Here is a 16,449-nt window from a genome sequence, read left to right as displayed (position 1 = left end):
AACACTCGTGCTTTGCCCATGCGGGCAGGGTACCGTAACGACATGTCTGCGGTAATGACACAGCCGAATACCTCGAGACCAGTGCGCGCGAAAGGCGGGCATCGAACCGACATTCAGGGCCTTCGAACCGTGGCCGTCATGCTCGTTCTGCTCTATCACGCGGGCGTGCCATTCTTTTCTGGCGGCTTCATTGGCGTTGACGTTTTCTTCGTCATCTCGGGCTTTCTTATCACTGGCCTCATGCTGCGCGAGGTGAGCCGAACCGGCCGCATCGACCTCGCCGACTTCTATGCGCGCCGCATTCGGCGCATTCTGCCGGCGGCGACCCTCGTGATCGTGGTCACGCTCGTGCTCGCCATGCTCATTCTGCCCCCGCTGCGCTGGCAGGACACCGCGCTTGAAGCGGCTGCGGCCGCCGCCTACGTTGCGAACTGGGTGTTTGCGGCGGGCACCGGCTACCAGAACGCGGGGGCCTCGGTGAGCCCGCTGCAGCACTTCTGGACGCTCTCGGTCGAAGAGCAGTTTTACATCGTGTGGCCCTTGCTGCTCATCGCCGTGCTCGTGCTCATGAGGCGCAAGGCCCGTGCCGCGGGCATCAGCGAGCCGCTCAGCGAGTCCCGCTTTCGCCGGTGGGCGCTCGGCGCCGCCCTGCTCGTGGCCGTGCCCTCGCTCATCTGGGCGGTGGTCGCGACGGCCCGCACCCCAGAGGTCGCCTACTTCGTCACGACGACACGGTTGTGGGAAATCGCGATCGGTGCGCTGCTCGCCATTCTCGCGCCTCAGCTGAGCCGCATACCCGCCCGGGTAGCCCTCGTGCTCGGCTACGCCGGCGCTGCTGCGCTCGTCGTTGCGGGCACGACCTTCGTCGTCGGCGAGATCCCTTTTCCCGGCCCCGCCGCCCTCGTGCCCACGCTCGCGACGGCCGCGATCATCATCTCGGGACTCGAGGGCCGCGACACCCAGGGCATCGGCAGGCCGCTCTCGCTTCGCCCGATGCGCTTCGTCGGCGATCTCTCGTACTCGCTGTACCTGTGGCACTGGCCACTCATCGTGTTTGCGACGGCGCTGCTCGGCGGAACCCTCACGCCCGTCTGGGGCATCGTCATGTGCGCCCTCGCGTTCGCACCCGCCTATGCGAGCTACCGCTTCGTCGAGGTGCCGTTTCGCGACTGGGGCCGCGTGAAGAGGAGCTCGTGGGCCGCTATTCGCTCAGGGTTTGCAATGATCATGATCACGGTGGTGACTGCCGCGACCGTGTTCGGCTTTGCCCGCATCACGGGTGCCGAGCAGCCGGTCGCCGAGAACGCTCAGGGCGCTCGCGTGCTCACCGATGATGTTTCAGACGACGATCTGAGCTCGTTTGAGGGATCGGGCACGCCAGTCGACGTGGTGAGCGACGGTATCGCGCCAGCCGTGCTTGAGGCCAACAAAGACAACGCTCAGCACTACGGCGACGGGAACTGCCACCGCGACTACGAGGGCACCGAGCCCGCCGACTGCGCGTTTGGCGACACTGATTCGAGCACCGAGGTCGTGCTCGTTGGCGACTCGCACGCGGCGAACTGGGCGCCGGCACTCATTGAGATTGCCGAGGAGCAGGGCTTTAAGCTCACCGTGCACACGAAGTCGGGTTGCGCGTTTGCGCCCGCAGACCAGGTGAAACAAGGCGGATCGTACCCAGAATGCCGCGAGTGGGTTGACGCCGTATACGACGAGATCGAAGCGACCAGCCCCGACGTCGTGATCACGAGCAACGAGGGCAGCCGCGGCATTATGAAGGGCGGCGAGATCTTGCCAGAGGGCGAGTGGGAAACGGTGCTCGAGAACGCCTACGAAGACATTTGGGACGGTTTGACGCAGCAGGGCATCGACCTCGTGGTTATCGCCGATACACCCGAGATGGGCCACCACGTGCCCGAGTGCGTGTCAGAGCATCCGACGAAACTCACGAAGTGCTCGACGCCGCGCAAGGAGGCTCTCGAGGAGATTCCGCGCCCTGAGCTCGACGCCGCCGAAGAGGTCGACGGCGTCGAGGTTATCTCGATGGACAACTGGGTGTGCCCCGACGCCGACAACTGCCCGGCCGTGGTGGGCAACACCCTCGTGTGGCGCGACAGCCATCACCAGACGGCGAGCTACTCGGAGTCGCTGGCGGATCCGCTGGCGGAGAAGCTGGGTGAAGTTTGGCAATAAAGCAAAACGAATCCTGGGAGGCTGAAGCCTTTCTCTTATCGAGGCGTCATATGAGAAGAAACATGCTTTGAAACTGAGGAGGGAAAGCAGCTTTAGCCTTTACGGCAGCAGTGCGTAACCGCGGTTCGCTGGCCTGGTGAATAAGGAGCCATCGGTTCATGTATCACCCCTAATCCATCGAATAGACGACAGCCGTGCGATATGAGTTTGTGCTCTTGCGAAAACTGTAAACGGAGTATCGAAGAACGTTTTACCCGGTTAGCTTTGCGAGTCGGTGGGGTAGTATCGACAGGTGTCTTCTTGAGCTCCAAGACAGATTTTTTATGGGTGGGAGTGGACTTGTCAAGAACTATTGCTGTTGTGTTTGCTGGTGGAGTAGGCACGCGCATGGGAAAAGCGGTTCCAAAACAGTTGCTTGAAGTCGGTAATAAACCGATCCTTGTTCATACGCTTGATCAGTTTCAGGCTCATGACACTATTGATGATGTTTTTCTTGTGGTCGCTGAAGACCAAGTGGAAAGCATGAAAACTGTTACGGCAAAATTCGGAATTGATAAGGTCCGAAAAATTGTTGCCGGTGGTTCCTCAGCACATGAATCGATCATGAACGGGTTAGAAGCTGCTGTTAACGATGGAGTTAGCAGCGATTCAGTTGTTCTCATTCACGATGGTGTTAGGCCGATCCTTCCGTATGATCTGATAACCAAAAACATTAAGAGCGTACTTGAATTCGGTAGTGCGATTACGAGCATCCCCGCGTTTGAAACTGTTGGTATCTCTCGTGACGGTGTGAGCATTGAGGGTATTCCGGAACGATCTGAGATGTATGTTCTGCAGGCACCCCAGAGCTTTAGGCTAGGGAAGATCTTTTCTGCGAACCAACGCGCTCGCGAAGACGGTAAAGTTGGCGACTTCATCGACCAAGCGCATCTTATGAATTATTACAACGAGAAACTACATCTTGTTGACGGTATGCGGGGCAATATCAAGCTCACGACTCCGAACGATCTAGAGTACTTTTCGTACCTTTTTAGTAGCGGCGAATACCAAAATCTTCTTGGAGGTCAAGCATGACGCAAACAGTGCTGAAGGACATGGCATATATCGTTGAACACTTGGCCGATGTTCGAGAAGAGTTTTCGGGAAGAACAATCCTCGTCACCGGTGCTACGGGTATGGTCGGCCAGTATGTGGTACGTGCATTGCTCGCACTCGCTGACGACCTTAACGGCTTTGGTCCGAAAGTCATCGCGAACTATCGCGATGAGGTAAAAGCAGAAGAAGCTTTTGGTGATCTCCGTAAGCATGAGTCGTTTGTAGCTCTTGTTGGCGATGTTACTGACGTAGATTTCTCTTCGGTGCAAAGTCTTGACTACATCATTCATGCAGCAAGCCCTGCTTCACCTTCTTTCTTCAAGAATCAACCGGTCGACGTTATCAAAGCAAATGTTCAAGGAACCTGGAACCTTCTAGAGCTCGCGAGAAGAACAGGCGCAGCCTTTTGCTTTGTCTCTACTATGGAGATCTACGGAGAGCTTGGGGAACAGGAAGATATTCGCTACGTAACAGAAACTGATTACGGAGCGGTTGATACTCTCGATCTGCGCTCAGCGTACCCTGAGAGTAAACGCCTAGCCGAGAACCTCTGCGTGGCCTATGGGGCGCAATATGGTGTTCGTTCTTCGCTTGCGAGGCTGTCGCACACTTACGGACCCGGTATGTCACTGAATGACGGCAGAGTGCAAGCTGAGTTCTTGAAGAAGGCACTTTATGGTGAGCCGATTGTCCTGCTTTCAGACGGTAGCAGCGTGAGGACTTATACGTATATTGCCGATGCAACGACGGCGATTCTTAGGATTATGCTCAAAGCAGGTATACAACCTGAGGCTTTCAACATCGCTAACCCTGATGCTGAGGTATCAATTCGCGTGCTCGCTGAAACAGTTCTGGAGCAAACGGGCCGCAGTCCTCAAGAACTTGAGGTTCGGCCACAGCACAATCCGCTCTGGAGTAGAGCTACCGGAAAAGTGGTAGTGCTTCCAACAAAGCTCAAAGAAATTGGTTGGGCTCCTGAAATAGGAGTAAGCAACGGTATCTTGCGTACAGCACAACACCACCAGGAAATTCTTGCCCGATGAATATAGCTTTAGTTTTTACAGAAGGACTTGAACCAGAGGCGCTGGAAGGCACACTTGCCTCGGTCGATACGATTGCTCAGCAGTCTAAGAACACCTTCCTTGTTTTCTCGACCTATGATTTTGTCGCCGAGAACTATCCCCACGTTGAGATCACCAAGCTCACGCAAAGCCAGCTGAACGAGTTAGCTTTTCTCGAAAACCTTGCTCCTGACGACTTTGTCGAAATTTTGAATGTAGCCGTGACGTTCAAAAAGAACGCTTTTGCGAGGTACGAATCGGGAGCTGCCGGGCTTCCCGATGTTCAGATGCACGTTGATAGGACATATCAGCACCGCCTAGTTGAACACACGCTCGAGCGCGGCTCAATGACGGTTAACGATGATGAAGCGATCTGGACGGGTGCATTCCCACTTCTAGTGAGAACATCCGTACTTCGCGTATATCGAGAGCTGGATATTCTCGACCATTCAATCCTTTATAATCTTTGCCTGGTTCATTCCGGACGTATGCGTATTATCCCTGATGCGGTAGCTATGCCCGCCGAGAATCCAGACCTGCGTTATTTGGACAACTTTGATAGCGACTGGTATTTGGAATTTGTCAGACGTTGGGAAAAGCTGTTTGATCTCTGTAACAGCACGTATCAGGGAGTTCCTGAGACGCTGCAGAAGGCTTTTCTTTATCTGTTAGAAATGCGTATCGTCACTAATGTGAACACCAAGCATAAACAGGTACTCAATTCGGGAGAAGTAGACCAGTTCTTCTTGTTCCTTGGAAGGGTCTTGTCTTCAGTTTCGGATGAACTTCTGCTTCGAGGCAGCGACGTGCTCCAGAACTTGAACAGAAGTACTCGTATGTATCTGCAGAGTTTAAAGCCAGACAAGGAAGCGGCAGCAAATTACCAGCGGACGGGCAACGATGTCCTGACACGTTATGGCTATACAACGATTGCTAGTTTGTCTGGCACACGAATTGCTATTGACTCGATGGCCTTTTATGAGGACAAGCTAGAAATTGCAGGATTCTTCCCAGCTTTTGTTGATCATGAAAATGTTGATCTCTTCCTTGAGAGCTCTACGGGCAATCAAATTCTGCTCCCAGATGTCGAGCGATACTCAGAATTTCAGATTTTCGGAAAAAACATTCATCGGCACCCTACGTTCGTAGCCTCCGTTGAGCTGAAGGACTTTATCGATGCAAAGTGGCTGAGATTTGTCAGCATCGACAAGGTTTCCGGAATTCAGATTGTCCATGATCTCAAGTTCAGAAAACCATTAGCAAAGTTGACGTCAAGAAACCGGAGCTACTGGGATCTTGGGCCTGTACTGATGCGGTACGAAGATAAGTCGCTTCGCATTGAGCCTTCTTCGAAGAAGAATGTTTTTCTTGCTGAATCAAGGTTCTTGGTTTCAATTTTGAAAAACCGTGAAAAAGGGGCGGGGCGAGCTGCACTACTTCGCATGGCGTTCTGGCTTACGAAACCTTTTTTCGGTTCAAAGCGGGTATGGCTTTATTCCGACAAAGTTTACAAAGCGGGGGATAACGGCGAATACGCCTTTAATTACGCTTCGAAACAGGACGACGGTATAAAAAAATATTACGTTCAACGTTCCGATACACCTGATGCTTCACGTTTTCGTCAAGAAAAGAAAAAATTTCTCAAATTTGGCACGTTGAAGCATAAGCTGGCATTCTTAAACGCCGATATCGTATTTGCGACACATACTGTCTTACCTCTGCAGCACGGATTGGGGAAGATCGAACGACACCTTCGGGGCCTTTTCCTCTACAACACCGTCTTCCTCCAACACGGTTTGAGCGTGCAGCGTCTACCGTGGATCTTGAACAAGTACGTTGATAATACGAGAATGTATTGTTTGGCATCAGACTTTGAGAAGCGGAATCTTATGCTTCCTGAAGCCGGCTACTCAGAAGAAGATTTGGTGACAACTGGTGTTGCCCGGTATGACGGGCTTATTTCAAACGCCCAAAAGCGAATTCTCATTACTCCTACTTGGAGGACATATTTAGCCCCACCAGGACGTTTCGGGCAGTCTAGGCCAAGGAGCGAACAGTTCCTACAGTCCGACTATTTCCTGCTCTACACGAGGCTTCTTAATGATGAAAGATTAGTTGCAGCTGCCAGGAACAGTGGCTATACACTTCAGTTCCTGCTTCACCCGGTTATCAGCTCTCACTATCTTGATTTCCAAGAGGTGCTTAACGACGTTGAGGTGCTCGCTGCGACAGACGACGTAAGCTACGAAAAGTTGCTGACTGAAGCAGACGTTATGGTGACTGATTACTCTGGTGTTCAGTTTGATTTTGCGTACATGAATAAGCCGATTCTTTATTACCATCCTGAGACGTTGCCGCCGTCGTACGAAGAAGGCGTTTACAGTTACGAAACAGATGCCCTAGGCAAGGTGTTTGCAGAACAGGACGAACTGGTAGCAGAGCTTATTCGTTTGATGGAAAAGGGCTGTCAACTTGACCCAGAAATTGGTAAGAAAATCAAGAATTTCTTCTACCATCAAGATCATCAGAATGGTAAGCGTATCTATGACGCGGTCATAGCAAAAGACTTTAAACGTCAGTGAGTGGGCTACGTAGAAATATGATTGAAGGGGCCGAAAATCCCGAGCCGGAAGCACTCAGACACAAAACGCTATTTGCAAGACTGCTTGGTGGAAAACTCTGCCTTCTTCAGATTATTTACCTTCCAAATGATGAAGAGAGCGACCATCAGTCGGTAACGGCTACAGTTGCAGTAGGGGCAGGGGAACGAACCAAGCCTTTACATATTCGGCGTCTAAGTAAGAGCAGGATCAAGAGACCAATTGATTTCTTGAGATCACTGCACTTTGTTCGCGTGCCCCTTCCTGCTGACGATCAGATCAACAACCATGTGAAGTACTATTTTTCTGAAGGACAGATAGAGCATTCACAACCTGTCTATTTTTACAATAAGCAAGCTGAAGAAAACCGACGTCTCTATTACGTCCCCTTCTCTCAACGGCGAAAAGGCAGTCAGGCGCAACACCTCAGACGAACTAACTCGAGCACGATTGTTTTCGTCCAACGGCCTGTTTTTGCCGTAGAAAATACTGTTCGGTTTCGTTTCATGGAGTCAGGCTTAGTATGCTGCTGTCTCTACATGCTCGGTAGAGTGCACGACCAGTTTTCTTCAAAGAAAAACTATCTGTTCTATGAGAAGTTCGCTGCTAAAGCCGAAGAGGGAGCTTTTGAGCTTTTTGTCACTATGCGCCGAGAAAACCCGGATTCTTTCTTCATTATTGAAAAAGACAGCGCTGACTACAGAAAAGTCGCTTCAACTCCCGGCGTAATTACCAAATACTCGTGGGCTTATTACTGGAAGATCTTTACTGCGCATACCTTCATCGGTACTGAGGTGCCTACTCACCTTTCAATTATTCGCTCTAATAATTCATGGCTTCGGCGAAGAATCTATATTAAACCGTACGTCTTTTTGCAGCACGGTATTATCTATATGAAAAATCTGGGGCGATCCTCTGTATACGTTCATGGCAGAGAAGGAGAACCAGAAATAATCATTGCGAGCAGCCAAAAAGAGAAGGCTGTCATCGTTCGTGACCTCTTGCTCCCACCAGAAAGGGTGGCGGTGACAGGACTCGGGCAGTTCTCGCTAATTCAGCCGAATTCGGTTGCGGGGCTGAAGCCAGATGTTGTCACGATTATGCTTACTTGGCGCCCGTATGACGAACACATTGCCGAGCCCTCAGAGACTGCCTACCTGCAGGTCTTGCTAGACGCTGTAGAAGCATGTCGAAGCGTGATGCAAGATGCTGACCTTCGAATCCTGCCGCATCCAAAATTTAGGGATACTTTACTGCAATCAGAATTTGGAAATGCTTGTTGGCAAGGGACGGTTTCCGATGCCCTTGCCGACACAAAGCTCCTCATTACAGACTATTCTTCGATTGCCTATAATGCTTTTTACCGTGGTGCCGGGGTTGTTTTCTTCCAACCTGATGTTGAAGAGTATGAGGATGCTACAGGTGAGCTGATCCCTCAAGCCTCAGAGTATATTGGGCACCGGGCTTTCTCGGCTGAGGAGCTTGCTGAGACGCTCAGCGGCTGTCTGGATGAAGATGGGACGATATCGCTCAACTCTGCACGCACACCGGAACACGAAGCAAATTATCGTTTAATTAATGAGTTTCAAGACGGCAAGAACATCGAACGAATCTCAGAAATGCTTGTTTCACGCTTCCATACGCAGCAGTAACTATCTCACTTGATAAAAGAGGCGTAGCCCTTCCGAAGGGAAGGGCTACGCCTCTTTTCTTTAGGCTCGTACAGCTACTTGCTATTGGACAAGAAGTTGATCCTGCTCGAGGCTGTCTTCCTCCGAGTCTGTCTCTGGCTGCAAGTCATCGTTTCCTTCAACCTGTTGCTCTGAGGGATCAGGGAGTACTTCCGTCTCGGTCTGTTTGAGCGGAGCAGCTGCGGACTTAGTTTTGATAAGTTTCACGCCGCCCTTAGCCGTCCAGACCAGAGTGCCATTTTCGAAGAGCTGTCGAGATTCTTTGCTCGTTCGTATCTCGGGGCCGATCGGAAGGCCTAACGAACCATTGGGGCCCCCATTGCTCAGGTACCAGGAACGGATTGCTCCGTTGATGACTGAGGCCCCGGTCTTCTGGCTCCAGTATGCGGTGCCCTTTTCGAACTCTTGGCGTGAGACGCCCTTTGAGCGGTGTTCTGGGCCGATGGGGAGGCCGAGGTAGCCCTTGGGGCCGCCTTCGCTGTTGTAGAGGGCGCGGATTGCTCCGTTGATGACTGAAGTCCCGGTCTTCTGGCTCCAGTATGCGGTGCCCTTTTCGAACTCTTGGCGTGAGACGCCCTTTGAGCGGTGTTCTGGGCCGATGGGGAGGCCGAGGTAGCCCTTGGGGCCGCCTTCGCTGTTGTAGAGGGCGCGGATTGCTCCGTTGATGACTGAAGTCCCGGTCTTCTGGCTCCAGTATGCGGTGCCCTTTTCGAACTCTTGGCGTGAGACGCCCTTTGAGCGGTGTTCTGGGCCGATGGGGAGGCCGAGGTAGCCCTTGGGGCCGCCTTCGCTGTTGTAGAGGGCGCGGATTGCTCCGTTGATGACTGAGGCCCCGGTCTTCTGGCTCCAGTAGGCCGTGCCGTTCTGGAACTCTTGGCGTGACACACCTTTATCGCGCTGTTCAGCTCCTATCGGGAGACCAAGGTAGCTTGTCGCCCCACCCTCAGAGTTATAGAGCTTCCTAATGGCTCCGTTGACGCCAGATGCGCCTGTTGCTTTGCTCCAAAACAGAGTTCCTCCTGCGAACTCTTGGGAGATGTAGCTCTTGTGGTTGCGCACTGGCGCTGTAGCTGCACCATAGACACCTTGAGCTCCACCTTGTTTTGTGTAGAACTGATTGAGCTCGGGGGCAACCGAGAACCCGTTGGGCGAGCCAAACCAATCAGAGTAGAGGAGGAAAAAGTTGCGGTTACCGTATGTTGAGCAGCTATTGCCGGTTCCCCACTGAGCATCGAGTGCTGCCTGGTTTGGGCGGTAGGGAGTGTAAATGTAGAGTGCTGCCGTTGCGGCGTTCTCGATATAAACTTGCGAAGTGCCACAAGCCTTGTTGGGGTGCCACTGGATTGTGTTCGTTTGCTTAGGCTTAATGGAGTAGTTCTGTGGGTTCTGCTTGTAAACCTTAAACTGCCATGCGGCACTGTATACCTGGTTGAAAAAGCCGTAGAAGTTTTTATCGCAGTTTGCGCTATGGCCTGGGCCAGTATCTGGGCACCCGTACCCCATAGCTCGGCTGAACTGGGCTACAGTAGGCCATTCATCAGTAACCAGCGATTGTTCTTTTTCAAGCATGGTAATGAGTACTCGTTGGCTGATGCCACAAGCTTGACCGACTTTGGTAATAATTTGGGCCGCAGTTTCGTTCTTAGCTCCGGTATAAGCCTTGCAGTACTTGTTGGCAGGCTCTGACGTTGTAGTCTGGCGGTAGCCGTTAAGACAGTTAGAAGCGAAAGTTGTTGCGCCGCCCCAGACTGCCGGGTCACCTGGTTTTCTATTGGGCTGGCCGATAGTGCACTTGCCACCTCGAACAGTCTCGTTAAGGAATTTCTGTACTTCGGCTGCCTTCATGGCCGAGCCGTTGTACAGGTTCTCATCCAGAAGGATATTTCCAGGGTTGAACGAACGAGCATCGGCTGCCGTAGCCGCAGACGGAGCATATGTCAGTAGCGTGGCTGAAAGAATAGCTACAGTTCCCATAGCTATGAGCGACCGCGCGTACTTTTTTAGCGAAAAACTTTTTTTCTTTTTCAAATCCACGTCCCCCAACGTATACAGAGATACGCCCAATTCTAGTGGGGTAGCGGAGGCTTTTCGCTAGTCTGCATAAGCCGGGAGTACAAACGGGCGAATTAGCAGTGGGTCTCTATTTTTTCTTCTTGGGCGTGACAAACTCGGCCGCCTCATTGATCGGCCCGTCAAAAACGATTTTTCCCTTTTTCAAAACAATGCCGCGTTCGCAAAGCTCTTTAACGGTGTTGACGTTGTGACTCACCACGAACATCGTTTTACCTGATTGGCTGAGCTCTTTCATCTTTGCATTGCATTTTTCTCTGAAAGCTGCGTCACCTACCGAGAGGATCTCGTCTACCAAGAGAATGTCGAGTTCAGTGTGTACTGCAACCGAGAAACCGAGGCGTGAATACATTCCAGAGCTGTATCGCTTCACCTCGGTGTCGATGAATTCGCCGATGCCCGCAAACTCGAGAATATCCTCGAGCCGCTGATCAGTTTCTTCTTTCGACATACCGAGAATTGCGGCGTTAAGGTAGACGTTGTCTCGACCGGTGAGGTTCGGGTGAAAGCCGGCACCAACTTCGAGCAAGCCTGCCACGCGCCCGCGCGTGCGCACCCATCCAGCGTCGGGCCGTTGTACCCCAGAGACGAGCTTCAGCGTCGTCGACTTACCAGAACCGTTATGACCGAGTAAAGCAACTGACTGGCCGGTCGGCACTTCGAAAGAAATATTGTCGAGAGCCCTGAACGGGGTGTAGTTCGATTTTCCTTTCACCAGAGAGATGAAAGATTCTTTCATCGATCCAGAGTGTCGAATATCGAACTCTTTGACCACGTCGTGTACTACGATCGCAGGCTTCTTTTGCTGCTCTTCCGCGGTGTTATCAGAGGTGCTGGGCAAAGGTACCCTCCGTCTTCTTGAAAACGAGTTGTCCTATTAGGAGCGCAACGATGCCGAGCCCTAGGGCAGCTCCCGAATAGGTGAGCAGGTTTGGTGCGAGGTCAGGGGCTGTTGCAGTTGGCGCCCAAAAAGCGTAATGGAAAAGCTCTACGGCAGCTGTCGCGGGGTTAGCCATGTAGATGTGAAAAAGCCAGTCAGGGAAAGCTCTCTGCACCATGCTCCAAGAGTAGATGACAGGCGAGCCCCAGGTAGAGAACATCAGAATGAGGTCGACAATGTTTCGTGAGTCACGGTGTTTGACGTTGATTGCGCCAAAGAAGAGTCCTAAACCGAGTGTCCATATGACAAGGAGTAGCACTGCAGCAACAAAGGCAGCAATTTGAAGCCACGAAAAGCTGAGCCCGAAAAAGAGTGCAACGATAACCAAGATGACAACCTGTGGCATGAAGTGCACGAGAGCGACGCCGACCGCAGCTACTGGAAAGAGCTCACGGGGAAGGAAGATCTTTTTCACGAGCGAACTATTGTCTACGATCGCGCTCGTGGTGTTTCTAAAGATTTCGCCAAAGAGGTTGACAACGATAAGACCCGAAAAAAGATACAGCGGGAAATTCTCGATATCGCGGTCGACTTTGAGGAAGAGGCTGAACACAATCCAATACATGCAGAACTGTGCGAAAGGTCTGACATACGACCATGCCCAGCCGAGGGCTGAGCCGTAATACCTCGTCTTGATGCCCTTTTTGACGATGAGCGTCATGAGGTAAGGGTCGTTGAAAACGCTGAGCAGGCCGCGGCTCTTGCCCGGCGTCTTATACTCGGGGTCTGTTAGTGCAGGGTGCTGTGACACGTTGGCCATTCTACTGATGCTTCATTTTCATTGGCTGAGACGGGTTTGCTTCGCGCCAGTCGCTGATGAACGTCGAGAGCGCCTCGAGTGATTCGTCGGTTGAGACGAGCGCGGTGCCCGCAACCTCGTAGTGCGAGAGCAACGCCTTTGCGGCCTCATCGGCGATGCCAGAGCGCTGCATACCAACAGCATTGACGCCGGCAACACGAGCGGGCGAACCGTAGGCCTTAGCAAATGGCGGCACATCGGCCGTGACCGGGGTGCCCATGCCCACCATTGCTCCTGAAGCAATGATGCGGCGCTGGTGCACCGAGGCGTTCATACCAATGTTGACGCGGTCACCGATCACGCAGTGCCCGCCGATGCTCACGCCCGCCGAAATGGTCGTCGCGTCGCCGACGAGAACGTCGTGCGCAAGGTAGGCGCGGTTCAGCACCCAGCAGTCGGCGCCGATGGTGGTGGCTCGGTGCGATCCCTGATGCACAACAGCCCCCTCGCGAATGACCGTACGATCGCCGATGACCACGCCAGCATGCTGCAGGTCACCAGACCACGCAGCGTTTTGGGGCAGTGAAGAGATCTCTGGTGGGCCGCCGATGAGCGCACCGGGGCCGATCCACACCCCATCGCCAATGGTGCAGGGGCCAAGAATGACGGCATGGGGGCCGACGGTGACGCCCTCGCCGAGAGTGACACCGTCGCCAATAAACGCGAGTGGGCTGATTGCGCTCATGCTAGTTCAGCTCGATCGACTCGCCTGATTTACCCGACGCGATCGCGGCCTCGGCGACGCGAAGAGTCTCTAGCCCCTCGCGCAGCGTTACCGCGGTATCGCGCACACCAAGAATTGCGTCACGAAACGCCTCGTGCTCGTTGCGAAGGGGCTCGCGCTTCTCGAGCGCGAAGCGGGTGACGGTACCCTCGCTGACGCCGCGGAAAGCGGTGACGGCATCCCAGCCGCTCTCGAGCGTACCGTTCTCATAGAACGTGAGGTCGGCCGTGAGTGTATCGGCAACGTATGCGCCGCGTTCGCCGGTAACCACGGTCAGGCGCTCCTTGAACGGGGTTAGCCAGTTCACGAGGTGGTTGACCATGATGCCGTTTTTGAGCGTGCCGGTGATCGAAACCATGTCTTCGTGCTCACGGCCGCTGCGGTAGGTCGTGTTGGCTGAGATGCGCTCGTAGAGTGACTGAGCCACCCACGAGGTGAGGTCGATGTCGTGGCTGCCGAGGTCTTTGACCACGCCCACGTCGGCGATGCGCGCGGGGAAGGGGCCCTGGCGGCGGGTATGAATCTGGTATACCTCGCCGAGATCGCCGTTGGCGATGCGCTCGCGCATGCTCATGAGGGCAGGGTTGAAGCGTTCAACGTGGCCGACTGCTGCAAAGACCCCTGCCTTGTCGAAAGCCTCGACGAGGCGCTCAGCGGCGGGAAGGTCGTGGGCGACGGGCTTTTCAATGAGCGTATGTACGCCTGCCTCAGCTAGCTTGAGGCCGATCTCTTCGTGAAACTTTGTAGGTACGGCCACAACAGCAGCGTCGACTCCAGCCTTCAGCAACCCTTCGACCGACTTGAACATACGGGTAGACCCGGCAACACCGTGCGGGTCGCCCATCGCGTCAGCTACAGCGACAAGCTCGACGCCTTCGATCTCGCGCAGAACACGTGCGTGGTGGCGGCCCATCATTCCGAGCCCAATGAGACCAACGTTGATGGTCATGGTTATTCCTTCCAGTTGCAACCGGTAATTTCGTACAGCACTGCGTCGCCCTCGCGGTCGAGTTCGGTGAGCGCCATTGAATCTGTAATGTTGCTAATTTCGTCGAGTTCTTCACGCACCTTGTACGTTTTGAAGACATACCGCTCGCCGAAGTCTAAAACGAAACGAGCCCCGATGTCTTCGGCCGCCTCACAGGAATGCTGCGTGCCCGAGGTGATTCCGTCGTAGGCTGCCCAGGTCTCGGCAGGGTAGTTACCACCGGCGTGCGGCACCGCGACGTGGCGGCCCGTGAGTGCATAGGCAAGCGATCCACCGTTCCACGGGTTGGTGAGAATGACGTCGTCTTCGCCAACATGCTCGCCGAGTCGTTCGAGTAGTGCCCGCTCGTCGAGTGAAAGCAGGGGCGCTTCATCTTCGCTGGCTTCATACTTGCTCTCGATGTAGCGTGACACCCCGTAGAGCGAGGTGCCGGCAATCGCAATACCAAAGACGGTCACGGCTGCGATGTACCATCGTGCGACGTTACGGCGGCCGGCTCCGTGTGCGAACAGTCGCAGTGAGACGGGGCGCACGGCGTCGAGCACCAGTTTGCCGCCGAGCACCGCAAAGGGCAGCATGCCGAGCGGCACGATGGCTGCGAGCCGCCAGGGGTCTGAGTACCAGGGTGAGAGGAATAGTTCGCGTATCGCGTTGGGCGTAAACCCGTCGGCGAGCACGTAAAAACCGATAGCGAGCAGAAGGCCAATGAAGTACGGTGCGAGTGAACGTCGCACCCAGAAGGTTGCAATGCCGACGAGTACGAAGAACGAGACCACCCAGTTGTGGCCGTCAAGGTGTGGCGCCGTGCCGAGGGCCTCGGTGATGGCGCCGAAGGGCCCCTGCGAGCCGCCCCAGTCGTTGCTGCCGGTGCGGCCGATGAACCAGAAAGCCGCGCCTGCCGCGAGACTCACGGCAAGAATGGTGACGCCAGCGGTGCGTGAGAGCCACGAGAAGCCTTGCGCGAACCTGCCAAAGCACGTCGTGATGGCAAAACCGATCGTGAGAATGAACGAGGCGTGCAGCGCATTCGGGTGGGCGAGCGTCGCTGCGCCAAGCGCGCCGAGGGTGAGCAAGATGGTGGCGAGCAACGAGATCTCATCGGTGAGCCTTGCCCGCCCCGTGTTGCAAAGTTTTGCGACGCCAATGACCACGTAGGGCAAGAGCGACATCGACAGCAGGTTCGGGTAAAGCACGCCAAAGCCAGTCAGGCTGAGCGGTAACGATGGAAACGCCGCGGCGAAGATGCCGGCAGCGAGTGTTGCGTTGCGGCCGGGGCCAGCAACCGCGCGGCCGAGGCCTACCGCGCCAACGCCCCAGACCAGCGAAACGCAGGTAAAGAGCACGGCGTTCGTCGCGAGGGGAATGCTGGTACCCGAGAGCTGTGCGACGAGCGCGACCAGCGCGTGCCAGACCGTGGGGTAAAAACTGGGGTTGCCCGGGTCTGAGAGATCCATCGCGAGGGGCGAAGCGTTGCCGCTCTCGACAATGAGCTGTGCCGCATTGAGGTGAAAAATTGCGTCGTAGGTTTGCGAGATCGCGTCGGGGCTCGGGAGCGCCTTAGCGAGCGTGTAAGCAGTAATACCGGCGGCAAAGATGGCTGCCGCGAATGGCATGAGCGCGGCGCCGAGGGGGCGGGCAGCGCTACGGCGTGGGTTCTTCTTCGACGCCGGGTAGGTAGCCAGCCGCAAGATGGCGCCGAGGGCGATTGCCGCAACAACGGGCACCGGCCACGACCAGGTGAGGTGCAGCAGCGGGGCCGCTATTGAGGTCACCGCGATGACTGCAAACGACGCGGGAATGGCGGTGAGCAGCATTGCATAGCCGCGGGCGCGAAGCCCCCAGGCAATGGGGATGCCGCCGACCAAGACCAGGGCAACCGCGACCGTGAGCGGGGGGAGCAGAGCGAGCCATTGCAGCATGCTTAGTGTGCCCCAGACCCGGCGTCGGTGTCGTCAGCAGTGAGCCGCGCCTCCATGAGCGCGACGGCGCGTGCGAGCTCGGTGACCCGTGCATCGCTTCGTGCCTTCGCGCGCATCGTCGAAACGGCAAAGAGCATTGAGACGATGACAAAAACGTAGAGCAGCAGGTCGGCGCCGCGACCGATGCCGAGCAAGTTTGCGACCATCGTGAGTAGGTCAGGGAAGATGATGGCGACGATCGCAGCGAGCGCGACGAGCAGTGCGAACAAGCGCTTCATCGCGAGCGAGCGCTCGCCCTTGACGAAGGTCATCGAGAGTATGGCGATGCCAAGAACCCCGAGAATGAGCAGAAACTGAAAAAACGTCATG

At 54.8% G+C, this 16,449-nt stretch carries 12 protein-coding genes; 5 read left to right on the top strand and 7 right to left on the bottom strand.

The genetic code is table 11. From position 1 onward, the window contains the following. Positions 1-42: 42 nt before the first annotated feature. From JSO19_RS04630 to JSO19_RS04610, 5 genes are all read left to right on the top strand, one after another. Entirely contained in the window at positions 43-2,193 is a 2,151-nt protein-coding gene (locus tag JSO19_RS04630; RefSeq protein WP_270910054.1) for an acyltransferase family protein, read from the top strand. Between the two features lie 339 nt (positions 2,194-2,532). Then, entirely contained in the window at positions 2,533-3,267 is a 735-nt protein-coding gene (locus JSO19_RS04625; RefSeq protein WP_270910053.1) for an IspD/TarI family cytidylyltransferase, read from the top strand. After that, positions 3,264-4,331 carry an NAD-dependent epimerase/dehydratase family protein gene (locus tag JSO19_RS04620; RefSeq protein ID WP_270910051.1) on the top strand — a complete coding sequence of 356 codons (1,068 nt, stop codon included), beginning with the start codon at positions 3,264-3,266 and terminating at the stop codon, positions 4,329-4,331. Before JSO19_RS04625 ends, JSO19_RS04620 begins: the two co-directional genes overlap by 4 nt. Further along, positions 4,328-6,931, top strand: a complete 2,604-nt coding sequence (locus JSO19_RS04615) for a CDP-glycerol glycerophosphotransferase family protein (protein ID WP_270910050.1) — start codon at positions 4,328-4,330, stop codon at positions 6,929-6,931. The genes JSO19_RS04620 and JSO19_RS04615 overlap by 4 nt, the downstream gene beginning before the upstream one ends. 17 nt (positions 6,932-6,948) lie before the next feature. Beyond that, positions 6,949-8,601, top strand: coding sequence for a CDP-glycerol glycerophosphotransferase family protein (locus JSO19_RS04610; protein WP_270910049.1), 1,653 nt, complete (start codon positions 6,949-6,951; stop codon positions 8,599-8,601). Between the two features lie 81 nt (positions 8,602-8,682). On the opposite strand, the gene JSO19_RS04605 is transcribed toward JSO19_RS04610, so the two are convergent. The 7 genes from JSO19_RS04605 to JSO19_RS04575 form a co-directional block, all read right to left on the bottom strand. Beyond that, the gene (locus tag JSO19_RS04605; RefSeq protein ID WP_270910047.1) at positions 8,683-10,674 is read right to left on the bottom strand and encodes an LGFP repeat-containing protein; all 1,992 of its coding nucleotides are present in this window, start codon (positions 10,672-10,674) and stop codon (positions 8,683-8,685) included. A 106-nt stretch (positions 10,675-10,780) separates the two neighbouring features. After that, positions 10,781-11,551, bottom strand: a complete 771-nt coding sequence (locus tag JSO19_RS04600) for an ABC transporter ATP-binding protein (RefSeq protein WP_270910046.1) — start codon at positions 11,549-11,551, stop codon at positions 10,781-10,783. Next, positions 11,535-12,410, bottom strand: a complete 876-nt coding sequence (locus JSO19_RS04595) for an ABC transporter permease (protein WP_270910045.1) — start codon at positions 12,408-12,410, stop codon at positions 11,535-11,537. Before JSO19_RS04595 ends, JSO19_RS04600 begins: the two co-directional genes overlap by 17 nt. 1 nt (position 12,411) lies before the next feature. Next, positions 12,412-13,134 carry an acyl-ACP--UDP-N- acetylglucosamine O-acyltransferase gene (locus JSO19_RS04590; protein WP_270910043.1) on the bottom strand — a complete coding sequence of 241 codons (723 nt, stop codon included), beginning with the start codon at positions 13,132-13,134 and terminating at the stop codon, positions 12,412-12,414. Position 13,135: 1 nt separating this feature from the next. Continuing rightward, positions 13,136-14,122 (bottom strand): Gfo/Idh/MocA family protein, encoded by a 987-nt coding sequence (locus tag JSO19_RS04585; protein WP_270910041.1) that lies wholly within the window; start codon positions 14,120-14,122, stop codon positions 13,136-13,138. A gap of 2 nt (positions 14,123-14,124) precedes the next feature. Further along, complete coding sequence (locus JSO19_RS04580; RefSeq protein ID WP_270910040.1) at positions 14,125-16,080, bottom strand: DUF6541 family protein; 1,956 nt, start codon at positions 16,078-16,080, stop codon at positions 14,125-14,127. Positions 16,081-16,082: 2 nt separating this feature from the next. Then, positions 16,083-16,448 carry a DUF2304 domain-containing protein gene (locus JSO19_RS04575; RefSeq protein ID WP_270910039.1) on the bottom strand — a complete coding sequence of 122 codons (366 nt, stop codon included), beginning with the start codon at positions 16,446-16,448 and terminating at the stop codon, positions 16,083-16,085. Position 16,449: the final 1 nt, after the last annotated feature.

This window comes from Leucobacter sp. UCMA 4100, assembly GCF_027853335.1.
GTDB lineage: Bacteria > Actinomycetota > Actinomycetes > Actinomycetales > Microbacteriaceae > Leucobacter_A.
Note: the sequence above shows the minus strand (reverse complement) of the source record. Positions and strands in the feature narration are given on the sequence as shown.